The sequence below is a fragment of the Alkalicoccus luteus genome (genome assembly GCF_052061695.1).
Lineage (GTDB): Bacteria > Bacillota > Bacilli > Bacillales > Salisediminibacteriaceae > Alkalicoccus > Alkalicoccus luteus.
In genome coordinates, this window is sequence record NZ_JBPZEY010000003.1 from 170,453 (window position 1) to 185,959 (window position 15,507).

At 46.9% G+C, this 15,507-nt stretch carries 13 protein-coding genes; 6 read left to right on the forward strand and 7 right to left on the reverse strand.

Features of this window, described 5'->3' with window-relative positions:
- Nucleotides 1–152 precede the first annotated feature (152 nt).
- From ACSZLD_RS05055 to ACSZLD_RS05085, 7 genes are all read right to left on the reverse strand, one after another.
- Nucleotides 153–755 (reverse strand): CHRD domain-containing protein, encoded by a 603-nt coding sequence (locus ACSZLD_RS05055; RefSeq protein WP_377907887.1) that lies wholly within the window; start codon nucleotides 753–755, stop codon nucleotides 153–155.
- Nucleotides 756–892: 137 nt separating this feature from the next.
- Nucleotides 893–1,798 carry a phosphotransferase gene (locus tag ACSZLD_RS05060; RefSeq protein ID WP_444684430.1) on the reverse strand — a complete coding sequence of 302 codons (906 nt, stop codon included), beginning with the start codon at nucleotides 1,796–1,798 and terminating at the stop codon, nucleotides 893–895.
- A gap of 59 nt (nucleotides 1,799–1,857) precedes the next feature.
- Complete coding sequence (locus ACSZLD_RS05065) at nucleotides 1,858–2,337, reverse strand: GNAT family N-acetyltransferase (RefSeq protein ID WP_377907885.1); 480 nt, start codon at nucleotides 2,335–2,337, stop codon at nucleotides 1,858–1,860.
- Nucleotides 2,338–3,069: 732 nt separating this feature from the next.
- The gene (locus ACSZLD_RS05070) at nucleotides 3,070–3,492 is read right to left on the reverse strand and encodes a pyridoxamine 5'-phosphate oxidase family protein (RefSeq protein ID WP_444684431.1); all 423 of its coding nucleotides are present in this window, start codon (nucleotides 3,490–3,492) and stop codon (nucleotides 3,070–3,072) included.
- 94 nt (nucleotides 3,493–3,586) lie between these two features.
- Nucleotides 3,587–4,927 (reverse strand): glycoside hydrolase family 43 protein, encoded by a 1,341-nt coding sequence (locus ACSZLD_RS05075; protein WP_444684432.1) that lies wholly within the window; start codon nucleotides 4,925–4,927, stop codon nucleotides 3,587–3,589.
- The gene (locus tag ACSZLD_RS05080) at nucleotides 4,924–6,699 is read right to left on the reverse strand and encodes a glycoside hydrolase family 2 protein (protein WP_444684433.1); all 1,776 of its coding nucleotides are present in this window, start codon (nucleotides 6,697–6,699) and stop codon (nucleotides 4,924–4,926) included. The genes ACSZLD_RS05075 and ACSZLD_RS05080 overlap by 4 nt, the downstream gene beginning before the upstream one ends.
- Nucleotides 6,700–6,725: 26 nt before the next feature.
- Entirely contained in the window at nucleotides 6,726–7,769 is a 1,044-nt protein-coding gene (locus ACSZLD_RS05085) for a family 43 glycosylhydrolase (RefSeq protein WP_444684434.1), read from the reverse strand.
- 291 nt (nucleotides 7,770–8,060) lie between these two features.
- Here ACSZLD_RS05085 and ACSZLD_RS05090 point away from each other — a divergent pair, with 291 nt between their 5' ends.
- The 6 genes from ACSZLD_RS05090 to ACSZLD_RS05115 all read left to right on the forward strand — a co-directional run bounded on the left by ACSZLD_RS05090 (nucleotide 8,061) and on the right by ACSZLD_RS05115 (nucleotide 15,473).
- The gene (locus ACSZLD_RS05090; protein ID WP_444684435.1) at nucleotides 8,061–9,410 is read left to right on the forward strand and encodes an ABC transporter substrate-binding protein; all 1,350 of its coding nucleotides are present in this window, start codon (nucleotides 8,061–8,063) and stop codon (nucleotides 9,408–9,410) included.
- A gap of 90 nt (nucleotides 9,411–9,500) precedes the next feature.
- Nucleotides 9,501–10,421, forward strand: coding sequence for a carbohydrate ABC transporter permease (locus tag ACSZLD_RS05095; RefSeq protein ID WP_444684436.1), 921 nt, complete (start codon nucleotides 9,501–9,503; stop codon nucleotides 10,419–10,421).
- A gap of 12 nt (nucleotides 10,422–10,433) precedes the next feature.
- Entirely contained in the window at nucleotides 10,434–11,267 is an 834-nt protein-coding gene (locus ACSZLD_RS05100; RefSeq protein ID WP_444684437.1) for a carbohydrate ABC transporter permease, read from the forward strand.
- 10 nt (nucleotides 11,268–11,277) lie between these two features.
- Nucleotides 11,278–11,940, forward strand: coding sequence for a DUF624 domain-containing protein (locus tag ACSZLD_RS05105; protein WP_444684438.1), 663 nt, complete (start codon nucleotides 11,278–11,280; stop codon nucleotides 11,938–11,940).
- Nucleotides 11,941–12,027: 87 nt separating this feature from the next.
- Nucleotides 12,028–13,230: an ROK family transcriptional regulator gene (locus tag ACSZLD_RS05110; RefSeq protein ID WP_444684439.1), complete on the forward strand. Its 1,203-nt coding sequence runs from the start codon at nucleotides 12,028–12,030 to the stop codon at nucleotides 13,228–13,230.
- A gap of 632 nt (nucleotides 13,231–13,862) precedes the next feature.
- Nucleotides 13,863–15,473 carry a glutathione ABC transporter substrate-binding protein gene (locus ACSZLD_RS05115; RefSeq protein ID WP_444684440.1) on the forward strand — a complete coding sequence of 537 codons (1,611 nt, stop codon included), beginning with the start codon at nucleotides 13,863–13,865 and terminating at the stop codon, nucleotides 15,471–15,473.
- The last annotated feature ends 34 nt before the right edge of the window (nucleotides 15,474–15,507 follow it).

The window sequence follows — 15,507 nt, forward strand, 5'->3', positions numbered from 1 at the left end:
TCGTGTCGATATGTGTCACATTTAGTATACACTGTTTTCATAAAAAGGCGTATACCCTAGATTGCTTCTCTTACACGACGATGAAAGTCATACGCCTTTTGACGTGGAAAACCCCCGAGACGCATCTCGAGGGTTTTATCTTCTGCAATCTGTCAGGCTTTTTCACTTCCCGCTTTTTTTCTGCGCCCTGCAAGAAGCATACCGCCTCCGGCAGCTGCTGACAGCCCGAGCATGGTGTAAAGCAGACCGTTAGTCGCTGTATCCGGCATTTCGTCGCCTTCCTCTGCCATTTCCAGCTGACCGCGGATTTCACCATCCGGGAATGTTTCCGTATGAAGGTTTGCATAAATATTTCCGGCTACCAGCTCCATCGAAAATTCTTCCCAGCTGAGATCGCCAACAAGATCATCTTCAGTAAGTGTACCTGAAGCGATTTCACCATCGTAATCCATCGGCTCATCGTTTTCAAAGAGGAACAATTCTACTGGACCATCTTCTCCAGCCGGGCCGCTATGTAAATGCCCCGCCAGTGTGTCTGTTAATCCGGACGCTTCTACTTCAAAGTAGAGAGAGTCTCCGTCCTCGCTGACATCAACATGGATGTGGCCGCTAGCATCACTGTCTACGTCCTGAACTTCCTGCTCAGGAGTCAGCTCCCCCATGAACGACTGGCCTTCATGCGCTGCCGAAACAGCTCCGGTAAACCCGACAAACGCGACAACTGAAGCAGTAGATACGATCAATGCTTTTTTCATTTTCTTCACTCCTCTTCCAATTTGCCGCATAAAGCCGGCTGCTTCTTCTATTTCCATTTTCAGAAAAATGAAACGCTTTCAGAGGAAGAGGTATCCATATTACGCTTTATTTACCAATATCTTTCCTTTTCAGCCTGTCATTGTGGAAGAAGTGGAAAGTGCTGCAGGCGCTTCAGATGAAACGCTTCGAGTGTGCGAGCGAAGTTCTGGTCCTCATATCCACGCTCCTGAAGCTTAATCGCACCAGCAGCCAGAGACAAGTGATGTCCGAACAAATAATAGTGAAATCTGTTTTGATCGCAGGTAGCTGGTGTTTCCAAATACGGGTATCGAAAAGACATGAAGGACAGCTCGTATTCCCTGTCGTAATAGCGGGCTCCTTCGATATCAATCAGCACGGGCTCGCCTGATGAAGAGCGAAGCAAATGATTCGGACCGAGCTCTCCGTGTACAAACGCATAGTTATTCCGAGGTTCGATATCCGCAGCCAGCAGGCTGAGACGAGAGTGCAGCGCGCTAAGAGGAAGCTTCCTTTTTGAAGAGATAAACTGCAGGTTAGTGTATGCTTCTTTTTCATGAGGCTCGATACAGCTTCCAGCTTCGGGAGAGCGAACAGTTCCCCACGATTTCCGGGTCAGTTCGTGCAGGGCCATTGCTACGTCAACGGCTTCCGCCGAAACTTTCTTTTTATCCGCTTCCGTGCCACGTTCCAGTTCTCTCTGAAAATCCGGTCCTGTTATACATTCGACAAACGCCGTTCGTGTTTCGTTTGAAGCATAGTAAATGTCTGGTACAGCTATACCGGCAGAGCGAATCTGTTTACCATTGTCCAAAAAGCTATCGATGCTGAAGAGGTGCTTACTTGTTTCCATTTCTTCCTGAAACAGATTCTTGTCGTCATCCCACGCATAGTGTAAAAACGTAAACCCATTTGAACAGGTGATACGGTGAACGGTTTTTTGCGTGCCGCCTCTCACCGGCGTGACTGATGTAACGAGGTAATCGTTCCCAAATACTGCTTTCACTGTTTCCGGTATCGTCATTTTGTTCCTCCTGCTCTGCTGTTTCTTTCCTGTATGAGGGATAAGCATGACTATTGTTGTCAGGAACCTGGTTCCTGCTTTACGAAAATATCATAGTGATACGCCACTTCCCGTTCCCCCAGCTTGTCGTAAAGCGCCACTGCCGGCGCATCGCCTTCGTCAGCCTGGATAAATACGGCGGAAGCCCCGAGTTGTTTTGCCTCCTCGACCACATATTGCAGAAGCTTTGTTGCGATCTTTCTCCTGCGGTAAGCTGCATCAACGGCCAGATCATAAATGTACACTTCACACGTTTCCCGCTCCAGCTTGTGCATCACATATGCTGTTAAACCCGCTACAACTTTTTCTTCTATACACGCTGCGCATACGAGCGTGTCTTCCTTACGAAGCTGCCGCAGCAAATAAGCTTCTGACGGCGGCTTAGCCAAATACATGTCATGCTCGTCAAATGCTTCTGCGTAGAGCCGGTTCAGCGCACGAAGACTGGCCACGCTTTCTGAGTCCGGCGTCAATCGTTTTAATACAAGTTCACCGTTCATCGAAACCCTCCTTCATGCTGAATGCCTGTCTTTATCCTATCAAAAAAGCCCGATCAAATGAGACCGAACTCATGAAAACAGCTGCAGAGGAAGGTAATTGCAGCCGGCATGATAAAAAACGGAGAAAGGGGCATACCCCTTTCTCCGTACAGAGTGTTCATAAAGTCATTTTAAGTGAATAACGTTGCATCTGCCTGTATCTGCGGACACTCGCTTTCCGGAGGGAACGGGCTCAGCTAACCGCTTCCTCCTGCTGTCGGAAGCGCTGGATCTTCGCCTCGTTCTGATCCTCCCGGAGTCGAGTTCCTTCGACGTCGGCAGCTGGCAGTACGGTTTATATGTGTGGTTAGGACTGCACGATTGGCTTCCATACTGATTGAACTTTCCCTATGCGACGTTTCGATGTTGAATAGGGATGCCAATTCTTCCTACAATTCCGTATAAAAGGTAAAAAAAACGGTCGCACCTGCCTGTCGTGACGTTGTTCTCCATGAATCAGAGCCGTTTCCCCGATGTGTCCGGCGGGGACGCCCGTGGGATCAGCGCAGTCTGAAGATCCTTTCTCAGGGGTCGCCCTGAGAAATACCTGAAGGCCAGCTCATGGCAGGCTCGGTAAGCAGAGGGGAAATACAATCAAACGAATAAATATGTAAGTTGAAAGACTTTTTCAACAGCCTGAACGGAGAAAGGGGCATACCCCTTTCTCCGTTCAGATTTTGATTCATATGCAATTTACAGGTCCAGCGTTTGCGGAGGCTCTCCCTTGCCGTTCATCAGACGGACGCGCTCCGGCTTTATTTCGAGGAAAATCAGCTTCGGATCCTGTTTCCCTTCAAACCAGTTATCAAGATCTTCAAACCACAGCTCTTCAATCAGGTTTTTATCATCGCGAATCTCCGCATTCCCGGTGACCTCGACGTACTCATCACCGAAGCCTTCTCCCTGATAGCCAAGCAGGACGTGCACGTTTTTGTTCTTCTCAATTTCCTCGGTTTTATACGTTTCTTTGTTTGTCGGCGTGTAAAGCGTCATATCCTTATATACAAACGTCATGTAGCGAGCGTACGGCTGGTGATTTTCCACCGTGGACAAAACACCAGTTTTATTTTCATCCATAATTTCTGCTATGCGTTGTTTAAGCTGATCCTGGTTCATGTGCAAAAACCCCTTTTCCAATAGTTTACCTGCTAAAGCACTCATTCCTGTTTTTAGGACAGGATAAACCATGATAAAGGTATTCCATAAAACGTTACGAATGAGCTGTCCACGCCAGATACTTGACGCATGCAGAATCATGCAGAACACAGCTTATAGAGGAATCAGACAACGAAAACTCAAACAGCTGTATATGATTCATGAAAAAGCTCAGTTTGCCGTGTTGATTGAAGACTCGTAGATGATGGACGGCGTTTTCTTCCCAGTACCTTGGCAGCGGGTTTGTATGCCCCTTTCCCCCTGCCCTCCACTTGATCTTTTGTTCACCTAAATCAATTGTCAGATCAGCGTCAACTTCCGGTAACATTAACGCAAACATGTTTTGCACGTTCACTTCCAAGACTAAAGTAAATGTTGCCGCTTTCGGAAGCTCATGAGGCATATGCTGCTGATCCCGGCTTACTACATCCGGCCTTACAACTGCAGGAAGCTGTCTCGAGGGCGCCTGAACCTGGAGCTTGTCGCCCTCCCACCAAAGGCGGCCGATCCTTATTCTGCGTTCCTGTAAGCGCTCTTCAGGGGAATAGCCATGATAAACGATGTAAGGCGTTCGTCCATCAGGTCCAGTTACTACAACATGATGACCAGGGCCGTGACATACTGCGTTTGTCTCCATTAGAGGTTTTGCCTGATCACATTTTTCCCACCGTGTTTTATATCCCATTCCCGTATAAACCGAGGGGGACTTAGCATAATAAACGCCGTATGTGTCATCTCCAAAAAATCCGGCACTGTACATTTGATAATACGTGTTTTCATGCTTGAGAACGAAAGGGCCTTCGTTCCAATAAAATGTTCTTTCTTTATTCCCTTCATGTTCATACTCCGGCTTTACTACAAGCTCAGGTTTTCCGGCGAGCGTAACCGGGTCAAGCATACGGTCGACGACGTTGCCTGTCCCTGTTGCTTTCGCAGGACCGATCGTATGCTCATTCCGAACATTATAAAACATGTAGAGAAGCCCGTCGCCATCTACGAAAGGATGAGCATCAATCGACCACTCATTCGTTAACGGTTCATCATGCAGCCTGAAAGGACCTAAAGGATGGCTGCTGACTGCAACTCCAATATGCCGTTCCTCATCATTCGCTTGCCCGTCCCTGTCAATTTTTGCTCCTGTTACATACATATAAAATGTGCCATTTTCATAAAAAAGCTCAGGAGCCCATAAATCGATGGCAGCCCAATGACCCGGAATAGAAGATGCTGTTAACGCCTTTCCTTCATACTTCCAATCTCTTAGATTTTCTGATGAATAGACAGGCACATGATCAGGTCCGGTATGATACAAATAATAGACGCCTTCGTGCTGAATGACAGCAGGATCGCCATGGTCCACACCCGGAATGGCTATCACAGGGTTCTCTTTTGTCATACTTTTTCCTCCTTCGTCGTGAAGCGCGCCTCCCCTCGTCCCTCATTAATGGAGCGAATCACGTCCAGTGGAATTTTTGGTTTCCGATCGTATGTAAGCAGACCGTTTATCTCCTGCTCCACATCCGTCAGCTGCGTGTAACAAAAGCCTTGCACAATTGGAGATTCCAGCATAGCAGAAATAACTGCTTCGTAGCGCTCAGCAAACTCGCTGTCGCTTGTCGCACCGGAATATCCCCAGCCTTCCCAGTCATTCGTCTGATAAGCAATACCGCCAAATTCCGTCACCTGAATCGGTACTTGATCATAGCTGTATCCGGGTACATACAGCTTACGGTGTCCAGGTAGGCTTTCCAAAATCGTATCCAGTGATCGATAGCGGTTTAGAAGCACTTCTTTTGATGCTTCATAGTCATGAATCGTCAGCATATCAGACTTTGTATGCTCCCATCCGTCATTCGAAAGCACAAGTCTCGTATGATCAAGTGATTTAGTCAGATAATACATAGCAAGTGTATGATGCTGCTGCTTTTCGGAGCTTAGCAGATTCGGGACACCCCAGCTCTCGTTCAGCGGTACCCAGGCTACTACAGATGGATGACTGTAATCCCGCTTGACCGCTTTTTGCCATTCCTGTGTGATTTTTTCTACGGATCGCTGCGAATACAAATAGGAGTTGGCCATCTCCCCCCATACGAGCAGACCGAGTCGGTCGGCCCAATACAAGAAACGTGGGTCTTCGATTTTCTGATGCTTGCGTACCCCGTTGAAACCCATTTCCTTCGTCAGCTGAATATCTTTTAAAATTGCTTCTTCGGATGGAGGAGTCAGAAGGCTTTCAGGGAAATACCCTTGATCCAGCACCAGCTTCATGTAATAGGGTTTATTGTTAAGCATAACAGTGCCATTTTCGATACTGATTTTCCGCATACCAAAGTAGCTTTGCAGATGGTCTACTGTTTTTCCTTCTTGAGAGAGAGTGAACGTAACATCATATAAGTTCGGGTGCTCAGGGCTCCAGAGCCTGCCGCTGTCATGAACGTTAAAATCACCGAGAGCGATGGAGCGCGACAGTTCGTTCCGGTTCATGATATACCGGTCTGCAGCAACCCTCTCCCCTTCAAACATAATATCAATTTCAATCTCGGCAGCTCCGGCTCCTTCTGTTTCGATGTCGATATGAATCATATCCTCGTCAACGTCAGGCGTAAACCGGACGTGCTCAATGCGCAAATCTGAAACTGGTTCCAGCCATACACTCTGCCAGATGCCCGTCGTCCTTGTATAAAAAATTCCTTCTGATTTTTCTTTCCAGTACTGCTTTCCTCTTGGCTGTGTCAAATCATGCGTCGGATCCTCTACCCGACATGTCACTTCATTCTCCCCGTCGTGCAGCAGATGGTCTATCGTAAAGGAAAAGGGAACATGTCCTCCTTCATGGAATCCTGCATAGCTTCCGTTTACCCAGACCCACGTGCGATAATCCACGGCTCCAAAATGCAGCTTCACCTTCTTCCCACTCCACGAGCCTGGTATAGTAAAGGACCGTTTGTACCAGACGTTGTCATGAAAATCCGTTTCCGCAATGCCACTTTTTTCTGTCTGATAGGAGAAAGGAACTTGAATGGTGCGCTCCAGCGTTTTGTCTGGAGCAAACCAGGCTTCTTTTTCTCCGGCATTGTCATCGTCATAGGAAAACTGCCATTCGCCATTCAGTGATTTCCAATCCTCACGGTAAAACTGTGGTCTTGGGTATTCCATTCGGTTTGTCATTACGCCTCAACTCTTTCTTCAGTTATTTAATCATTCCTGATAAAAGGACCCTCTTGTTCCGCTTCGCCCGGCTTCCCATCATTTACTTCCGGCCAGTCATTGTCCCAATCGATCGGATCAAGCATCAACGGCCTTCTCGTTGTTCCGCTGCCGATCCATGGCTCATCCTGGTCAACAGCATGATAGAGGATCCAGTCCTGACCTTCGTCATCTGTCAAAATCGCATTATGTCCCGGCCCTGCGAATGCGTCGCTTCCGCTTAAAATAACGGTGCCGCTGCTATGCAGAAGGTCCGTTCCATTCTGATCCACATATGGCCCTTTCACGTTATCCGCTTTTCCAACCGCAACACGATATTCGCTCCATTGCCCTTCACAACAAGAGCCCTTTGAACCAAAGAAGATATACTCTCCATCGCGTTCGATAATATAAGGGGCTTCAAAATCAGTGCCTGCAATTTCAAATTTATCTCCTGTGTAATCTAGTCCATCTTCTGTTAATTCAATCCCCCAGATTCCATACCAGCTGCCCCAAAATAAATATGGAGTGCCATCGTCTACAAAAAGCTGTGGATCAATCGAATTCGGCACTCCAATTTCCTCACTGTCAAACAGCTTTCCCTGGTCTTCAAAAGGTCCCTCTGGGTCATCAGCTACTGCCACCCCAATGGCTGGATTTGCATCACCCCAAGTAGATACGGAATAATACAAATAATAGCGATCTTGATAATAGGCAATGTCAGGCGCCCAAATTCCGCCTTCTTCTTTCCACTGAGGACTCTCTCCAAATGCTTCCCCTGTATACTCCCAATTCACAAGGTCATCAGATTTTACGATTGGCACGAGACGATTTCCTTCTCCATCTCCCCAATCGTCCTCTGTTCCATATGCGTAAAACATACCGTTTGCTTCTATGACAGAAGGATCGGCCAAAACTGGCTCAAAAACAGGATTTATAAACGATTCAGATTGCATGGTTCCGTCGTCGCCAGATAACGAACAGGCGGTTGCAATTCCACCTGCTGCCAAGAGACCAAAGATCGATAACACGACAGCGACCGATTGCTTCATTTGTTCCCCTCCAATCCAGTTTATAAAATTAATTAATTTTCTACATCATATCAGAGCTCTACATACATGAAAAGGCTTTCTTGGAAACTTCGCTAAAAACGCTGCCAAATCAATATTCAAACAATTTATAAGCCGCACTTCTCTAGATGAAGAAAAAATAACGTCGAAAGAATTTTCAAATAAAAGATTGTTTTTCTTATATGTATGCGTTATCATTTTGGCAGATAGTAAATTAATTTAACATACCTACCGCAGTGCCATGTACAAAATTAGCTTAAAGGGGCGAAGAGAATGAAAAAAGCAGCAGTTTTATCCATTATCAGTATTGGAATGGCCGGATTACTTGGAGCATGTCAGGAGCCTGAACAGCCAGGTGGCAATGAAGGTGTGGAAAATAACGAAGCGGAAGCTTCTACCGATGAAGAAACTCAGGAAGAAACACCTGGTGACGTGGATATCGACGATGCCGAAATTGTTCTCGACTTCTGGAACGGATTTACTGGGCCGGATGGAGAAGATATCAATCAGATTATTGCTGATTTCAATGAGGAAAACGAAGGCGAAATTGCTGTGCGTACGCAAACGATGCCGTGGGATAATTTTTACGATCAATTCCGTACTGTCGTAGCAAATAATGAGGCACCGGACATAGCAATCATGCACCTCGACTCGATCGCCGGATATGCACAAAACGATACTTTGACAGATTTGGATGACCTCGTAGCTGATATTGGCTTTGAAGATGAAGATTTTATTGAAGAAGTTTGGCAGGCTGGTGAATTTGAAGGCAGCCGTTACGGTATACCGCTGGACGTTCACCCGCTCGGCTTATTCTATAATATTGATCTCCTTGAAGAAGCCGGCTACAGTGAACCACCTGAAACGTACGATGAGCTCGTGGAAATGTCCCTTGCAGTTCAAGAAGAGACAGATGCATACGGAATCGCAATGCCTGTATTTTGGCCGAGCAACATGATTTTTTATTCCTCTTTAATGTCACATGGAGGAGAAAGCGTCAGCGAAGATGGGATGACTGCTCTCTACGATTCTCCTGAAGGGGAAGAAGCGCTGCAGAAAATGGTGGATCTTGTTTTTGAACACGAGGTCTCTCCTACCGATGTTCAAGCGGACGGCGAAGTTACTCTTTTCCGTCAGGGCAACAGCGCGTTTCATATTAACGGGATTTGGATGATTGCCGGCTTTGAAGAGCAGGAAGGCTTGAATTTCGCTTCTGCCCCGGTTCCTAATTTCGGTGATGAAGAGGGCGTCTGGGCAGGCTCCCACAACTTTGTGCTTCCTAAACAGGATGATGCCGATCCAGAGCGTCAGGAAGCCGCGATGGAATTTATTGAGTTTGTGACGGAGAATGGTGCCAGATGGGCAGAAGCAGGTCAGGTTCCTGCCTCTATATCCGTGTTGGAAAGCGAGGAATTCGAAAGCTTAGAGCATCAGTACAATATCTCTCAGCAAGAGTTTATCTTCCCTCCAACTTCCCCATACTACGGTGATACGTGGGGACCAACTGGACCAGCTGTAGATGAGGCGATGCTTGACCAGATTTCTCCGGCTGAAGCGTTGGAACGCGCCGCCCGTGAAGGGGAAGCAAATGCAGAAGAAGCCGCAGCTGAACACGGCGAGTAAAGTAGGAAAAGGAGGGGCGCTGCTCCCTCCTTTTCCTCACTCAATGAGCGGTAATTGAAAACCGAGCTTTGCTCAGCAAGGAGAGATAGGATGGAAACAACTACTGGGAAGCCGCCTGCAAAGCGTAAAACGTGGAAACAAAAATGGACACCATTATTCTTTATTGCCCCTCACTTGGTTTTTTTCTTGATTTTTTTAGCCTATCCTACGATATACGGCGTCGTCATCAGCTTTCATAACTGGAACTTCTTTGGAGACATGTCGTTTGTAGGGATCCAAAATTATGCAAGTATTCTTTGGCAGACAGACAGCTTATATTTTGATTACTTTTGGGCTGCCTTTCGTGCAACGTTTATCTTTGTGATATTATCCGTTCCGCCGCTTATCATTATTCCGTTACTCATAGCAGTGGCTATTAACGCGAAGCCTCCCGGCCAAAACTTTTTCCGGGCGTTGTTTTATGCCCCCAGCTTACTGTCTGTCGTAACAGTCGTACTGATTTGGATCTGGCTTCTCGATACAAACGCCGGGCTCGTTAACTATTATATCGGCACGCTTGGACTGGATGCTATTCCATGGCTGACGCGGACGCCATGGGTATGGGTCGCACTTGTACTTATGACCATCTGGTGGACAATTGGTACCAACATGATTTTATTTTTAGCCGGTCTCGGGGAAATTTCTGATCAGCTGTATGAAGCTGCTAAAATCGACGGCGCGAACAAAATTCAGCAGTTTTTTCACGTTACCCTTCCAGGCCTTCGCGGTCCGATGGCATTCGTACTCGTGATGACTACCCTTGCGTCGTTCAACGTCATGGCGCAGCCGCAGCTTGCGACAGGCGGCGGTCCAGGCTATGAAACAAGAGTGCTTATTTTATACATTTACGAAGTCGGTTTCACAGGTGGAAACCCCCGTGCCGGCCTTGCCGCAGCAATGTCGGTCGTCCTTGGGTTGATCCTGCTTTGTATCAGCCTGATTCAATTTAAATTGATGACAAACGAAAAATAGGAGGTGGCCCTTATGAAGAATGAAGACAAAGTATCAAAACGGATCAGCTTATTGTTTTTATGTGTGATGGCTCTATTTTGGATTCTTCCGCTTTTATGGGTGCTTTCCACCTCCTTAAAGCCGGAGAGCCAGGCGATATCCTGGCCAATTCGCTGGATCCCGGAAACATTAACGTTTGAAAATTACCGAGATGTCTTTCTGCGTGACGATGTGCCGGTATTAAGATGGTTCTGGAACAGCTTTTTCGTTGCTACGATTCATACGATGCTGATGCTGTTGTTTAACTCCATGTCTGCCTATGCTTTTTCGAGACTTCATTTTAAAGGCCGGGATTTATTATTTTGGTCGTTGATGGGCACGATGATGATTCCGCCGGTCATGAACCTTGTTCCGCTTTATGGACTGATCAGCAACCTCGGATGGGTGAACAATTATGCAGCTCTTATTTTTCCTGGGCTGGCAAGTGTATTCGGCATCTTTTTACTCCGCCAATTTTTTATTGGCATCCCGACTGAGCTGGAGGAAGCGGCTCGAATCGATGGAGCATCTGCATTCTTTATTTACTGGAGAATCATTTTGCCTCTAGCAAAGCCAGCCCTGGTTGTTCTTGCATTATTCACGTTTATGGCAAACTGGAACGATTATTTATGGCCATTAATTGTGACGACGAGTGCAGATATGCGGACGCTTCCCGTTGGACTTGCGATTATGCAGGGGCAGTTTAACATTCAGTTTGCAAAGCTGATGGCAGCTACCGTGTTTTCTGCAATACCGGTTATTATTCTCTTTATCTTTGCTCAAAAGTTCATCGTAAAAGGAATTGCGATGACAGGAATCAAAGGATAGGTGAAGGCATATGAGAGCTTCTTACGACGTTTTCTACAAGTCAATTTTTGAAACGTATAAAGATCTTGGCGCCGTCGCTTTGTTTACTCTGCTCTGGGCCTTATCCCTGTTGCCAATCGCTACAGCAGGGGCTGGCACAGCAGCGCTTTATTCATGTATGCGGGAAAAACAACTCGGCAAAAACGTATCAGCTGGTGACTTCATTTGTGCCGTGCGTCGTCACTTCAAGAAAGGCTTGATACTGCAGCTGCTGTATGCTGGTTTTTTGATTCCGGCGCTTGGCACCTCCCTTTTGTTGTTATCAGACGGAACGGTAGTCGGCATTGCGATGAGCGTTTTACTTTTGTATACCGCTGTCTTATGGCAGCTGATGTTTCTTTATGTGTGGCCGCTGTTAGCTGCAGATCCGGCACAAACAAATTCCATGATTTTACTGCGCGCTTTTAAACTAGTCAGCGATCATTTCTGGTATTCTATTTGTATAGCCATCTACGTGTTTCTGCTTGTTCTGCTCAGCTCAATCATAACGGTGGCCCTCCTGATTGCAGCTGGAGCCACAGCTATTCTGCTAAATAACGCTGCTATGAAGCTTTTACAAGGGTATGACCCTGAAGCGCATCAGTTTGAATCTGACGTTTCCTGGAAAGGAAGCCTGCGCCCCTGGAAAATCTAGGGCCAGCACCGATTGACTGTGACTATTACGAGGTAAAGTGAGGCATTCGCCATGATATTTATTCCAAAAACCGGGAGCTTCGAAGGCATGAAATCCATGAACCGTTCCACCGTACTGAACATTGTACGCCTGGAGGGGCCTATTTCCCGAGCAGACATTGCCAAACGGACGAAGCTCACTCCTCCAACGGTTGGAACCATTGTTCAGGAATTAAAAGAAGAAGGTATATTACTGGAGGAACAAGGCATCGGAAAAGTACAAGGCGGCAGAAAACCGCTGATGCTGACAGTAAATGCAGAGGCGTATTACGCTGTAGGTGTGTATGCTGCAGCAGAGGTGGTTCATACCGTAGTCGCTGACTTGGATGGGGAGATTATTTCAGAACAGAAGGAAGCAGTTCGAACAGTTCCAACAATGAATGAGTTCCTCAGCCTGCTTACGACTTCGGTAGAAAATGTTATTCAATCTGCTGCAATCGATTCTGACAAAATAATCGGGATTGGAGTAGCGATGCACGGATTGATTAACACAGATACCGGTACAGCCCTCTTTTCTCCACATTTACAGCTTCGTAATATACCCATCAAGTCTCACTTGGAGGCCAAATTACATTTGCCAGTGCTTGTTGAAAACGATGTACGGACACTGACATTAGCGGAAAGCTGGTTCGGTCAAGGAAAAGACGCTTCGCATTATTTATGCGTCAGCGTTGGACTTGGAATAGGATCAGGTATCGTATTGGACAACACGATTTACCATGGTCCCGTTCACAGTGCGGGCGAAATCGGCCACACTGTAGTAGAAATTAACGGTCCCAAGTGCCGCTGCGGCAACTACGGATGTCTGGAAGCTTTTGCTTCTGAAACAGCCATTATCAACCAGGTTACTCGTCAGCTTAGGCTTGGAAAATCATCTTCACTTCAGGACAAATCAGGAAGCGACGAGCTGACGATGGCAGATATTTATGAAGCCGCAGCTGATGGAGATGCATTGACAGCTGAAATTCTTGCCGATGCCGGCCGGTATCTCGGCATTGCTATTGCCAACATTACAAACATGATGTCATTTACAAAGGTGATTGTTGAAGGTGATTTATTTCAGGTCGGCAATGTCATCCTCTCTCCTTTAAGAGAGACTGTTGAAAAGCGGACCATTCAAGCTGATCTGCAAGGATCTGATATTACTGTGTCGAAGCTGGGGAAGAAAGGCATGGTAATCGGAGCATTCACGCTGGCAATTGATCAATTGTTTCAGGCTGGTTCAATACCTGAGAAAGCAGCAGGAAGCTAATCGTTTTTAAAACAACCCGCTTAAGAATTTGATAATGTGGGAGACACTAACCTTTGCTGCGAGCTCACCTTACCAAATTTCACAGGCACATCCTGTTTTATGTTTAAATAGCCGCTCCCGGATACGTCCCCACCTTTCTGAGAAAATAAAGAGAGTTTTTTATTGAACATTCATATATTCATCAGGTTCACTTATGTTTGAATACTCAGGCCGGTACGAGCAGCTCATGTACCGGTCTTTTATTTGTTTACAAATTGATGCTTTAATTGTCTACCGGCTCCTCCACCATTAAAGCCCGCTTTCCGGAAATAAATTTTCCGACAAAGAGGTAGCTCAATCTTGATGTAAATCGCTCTCACCTGCTCGGCTTGATCCCTCTAGACTAAGTACTCCTGTGTTCTTTCCGAGATTATTATAAGAAAGTGAAGCGCTGACTCCCCGTTTATTTAGCGCATGAAAAGACCAGCCGAAGCTATTGCTCATTTGCCATTCAATAAATAACATTCATAAAATTATGTCCTGCATAATAAAAAGGTCTTCAAATATTTCTGACTTTTTTAATCCCGACAAAATCTATTTACTTTATTAGAATTAAGCGGTAATCTAAGAAACAGATGAGAGGAGAGATGATGATGAAAAATATGATTGGACTCAGCACGCTGGTGCTGCTTGGGGCATGCGCGGGTGAAGGAGAGCCTGTTAACAATATGGACGAGACTTCTGAGAATACCGAAGCGAGCGGAGCTGATGCTTCGAATGAGGAGCAAGCCGATCCGGACGCGCTTGTGATTAATATGGCCTCGGACGTAAGCTCGCTTGATCCGCATTTCGGAAATGATCATCCGTCGCTGAACGTGAAACGGACGATTTACGATACGTTGGTATCGACAGATGAAAACCTGGAGCTGGAGATGAGTCTCGCAGAATCGTTTGAACAGGTAGATGATACGACGTGGGAAGTGGTGCTTCAGGAGGGAATTGAATTTCATGACGGTTCCGAACTGAACGCAGAATCGGTAAAGCTGAACATTGAGCGCATGCTTGATCCGGACCTAGCCTCCCCCGTTGCATTCATGTTTGACATGATCGAAGAAGTAGAGCTCGTTGATGACTATTCCCTGCTTATTCATACTGAGTATCCATTTGCGCCGCTCCGTACCCACTTCGCTCATCCTGCCGGCCAGCAGATCAGTCCGCTTGTCATTGAAGAAGACTACGCTGCCATAGAAGAAGGCGCGGATCCTGGAAGCGTTGTGAACGAAAATCCAATCGGGACCGGTTTTTATGTTCTGGCAGAGCAGGAGCCTGGTTCTTCGTATGAACTGGTCCAAAATGAGAACTATTGGAACGGGAAACCCGGGGCAGAAACGCTGACGTTTGAAATTGTACCGGAGGATTTAACCCGCGTTGGTCAGCTGGAAACGGACTCTGCACAGATCATCGGACACTTAAATCCAAACGATGTGCAGCGAGTCGAAGACAATGAAGATACAAAGGTCGCCCGCTATGAGAGTGCATCACTTGCCTACTTAGGATTTCAGACCGAGGAAGAGCCGTTCGACGATCCGCTTGTACGTGAAGCAATCGCGCTTGCGGTGAATAAAGAGGACATTGTCAATTCGGTGATGAACGGAACTGCCCAGCCCGCTAAAGGACCGCTTGCCCCTATAGTATTTGGAGCATCCGATCAGCTGGAACAAATTGAACAGGACATGGAAACAGCTCAGGATCTGCTGGCAGAAGCCGGATTTGACGAAGGCTTTGAGACAGAGCTGTGGGTCGATGACTCCCGTGCCTGGCAGGACGCTGCGGAAATAATTCAGGCACAGCTCGCTCCGATTGGAATCACTGTAGACATCATCTCGATGGAATCAGGCGTTCACCGCGATCACCTGAATGATGGAGACGCACCGATGTTTATCAGCTCCTGGGGCACCGTGACCGGTGATGCCGATTATGGATTGTATCCGGTATTCCATTCGGAGAGCCGCGGCGTTTCCGGAAACCGTACGTTTTATGAGAACAGCGAAGTCGATGACCTGTTGGAAGCTGCCCGTCAGGAAAGCGATGAAACGGAGCGCGAGCAGCTTTATTTCGACGCACAGGAGCTCATTATGGATGACCTGCCGCTCGTGCCGCTTTATCACATCGAACACCTCGCCGGCCTGCAGGAAGACGTGGAAAACTTTGTGATTCATCCAAGCAGTCTGTATGACATGTTTCCTGTTACACGATCTGAATAAAAAAAACGACGCCCTGGGGCATGTTCCCCCGGGC

Excerpts from the sequence above, each read along its gene's own strand:
- ACSZLD_RS05055 (WP_377907887.1), bottom strand. The coding sequence starts at position 755 with ATGAAAAAAGCATTGATCGTATCTACTGCTTCAGTTGTCGCGTTTGTC.
- ACSZLD_RS05060 (WP_444684430.1), bottom strand. The coding sequence starts at position 1,798 with ATGACGATACCGGAAACAGTGAAAGCAGTATTTGGGAACGATTACCTC.
- ACSZLD_RS05065 (WP_377907885.1), bottom strand. The coding sequence starts at position 2,337 with ATGAACGGTGAACTTGTATTAAAACGATTGACGCCGGACTCAGAAAGC.
- ACSZLD_RS05070 (WP_444684431.1), bottom strand. The coding sequence starts at position 3,492 with ATGAACCAGGATCAGCTTAAACAACGCATAGCAGAAATTATGGATGAA.
- ACSZLD_RS05075 (WP_444684432.1), bottom strand. The coding sequence starts at position 4,927 with ATGACAAAAGAGAACCCTGTGATAGCCATTCCGGGTGTGGACCATGGC.
- ACSZLD_RS05080 (WP_444684433.1), bottom strand. The coding sequence starts at position 6,699 with ATGACAAACCGAATGGAATACCCAAGACCACAGTTTTACCGTGAGGAT.
- ACSZLD_RS05085 (WP_444684434.1), bottom strand. The coding sequence starts at position 7,769 with ATGAAGCAATCGGTCGCTGTCGTGTTATCGATCTTTGGTCTCTTGGCA.
- ACSZLD_RS05090 (WP_444684435.1), top strand. The coding sequence starts at position 8,061 with ATGAAAAAAGCAGCAGTTTTATCCATTATCAGTATTGGAATGGCCGGA.
- ACSZLD_RS05095 (WP_444684436.1), top strand. The coding sequence starts at position 9,501 with ATGGAAACAACTACTGGGAAGCCGCCTGCAAAGCGTAAAACGTGGAAA.
- ACSZLD_RS05100 (WP_444684437.1), top strand. The coding sequence starts at position 10,434 with ATGAAGAATGAAGACAAAGTATCAAAACGGATCAGCTTATTGTTTTTA.
- ACSZLD_RS05105 (WP_444684438.1), top strand. The coding sequence starts at position 11,278 with ATGAGAGCTTCTTACGACGTTTTCTACAAGTCAATTTTTGAAACGTAT.
- ACSZLD_RS05110 (WP_444684439.1), top strand. The coding sequence starts at position 12,028 with ATGAAATCCATGAACCGTTCCACCGTACTGAACATTGTACGCCTGGAG.
- ACSZLD_RS05115 (WP_444684440.1), top strand. The coding sequence starts at position 13,863 with ATGAAAAATATGATTGGACTCAGCACGCTGGTGCTGCTTGGGGCATGC.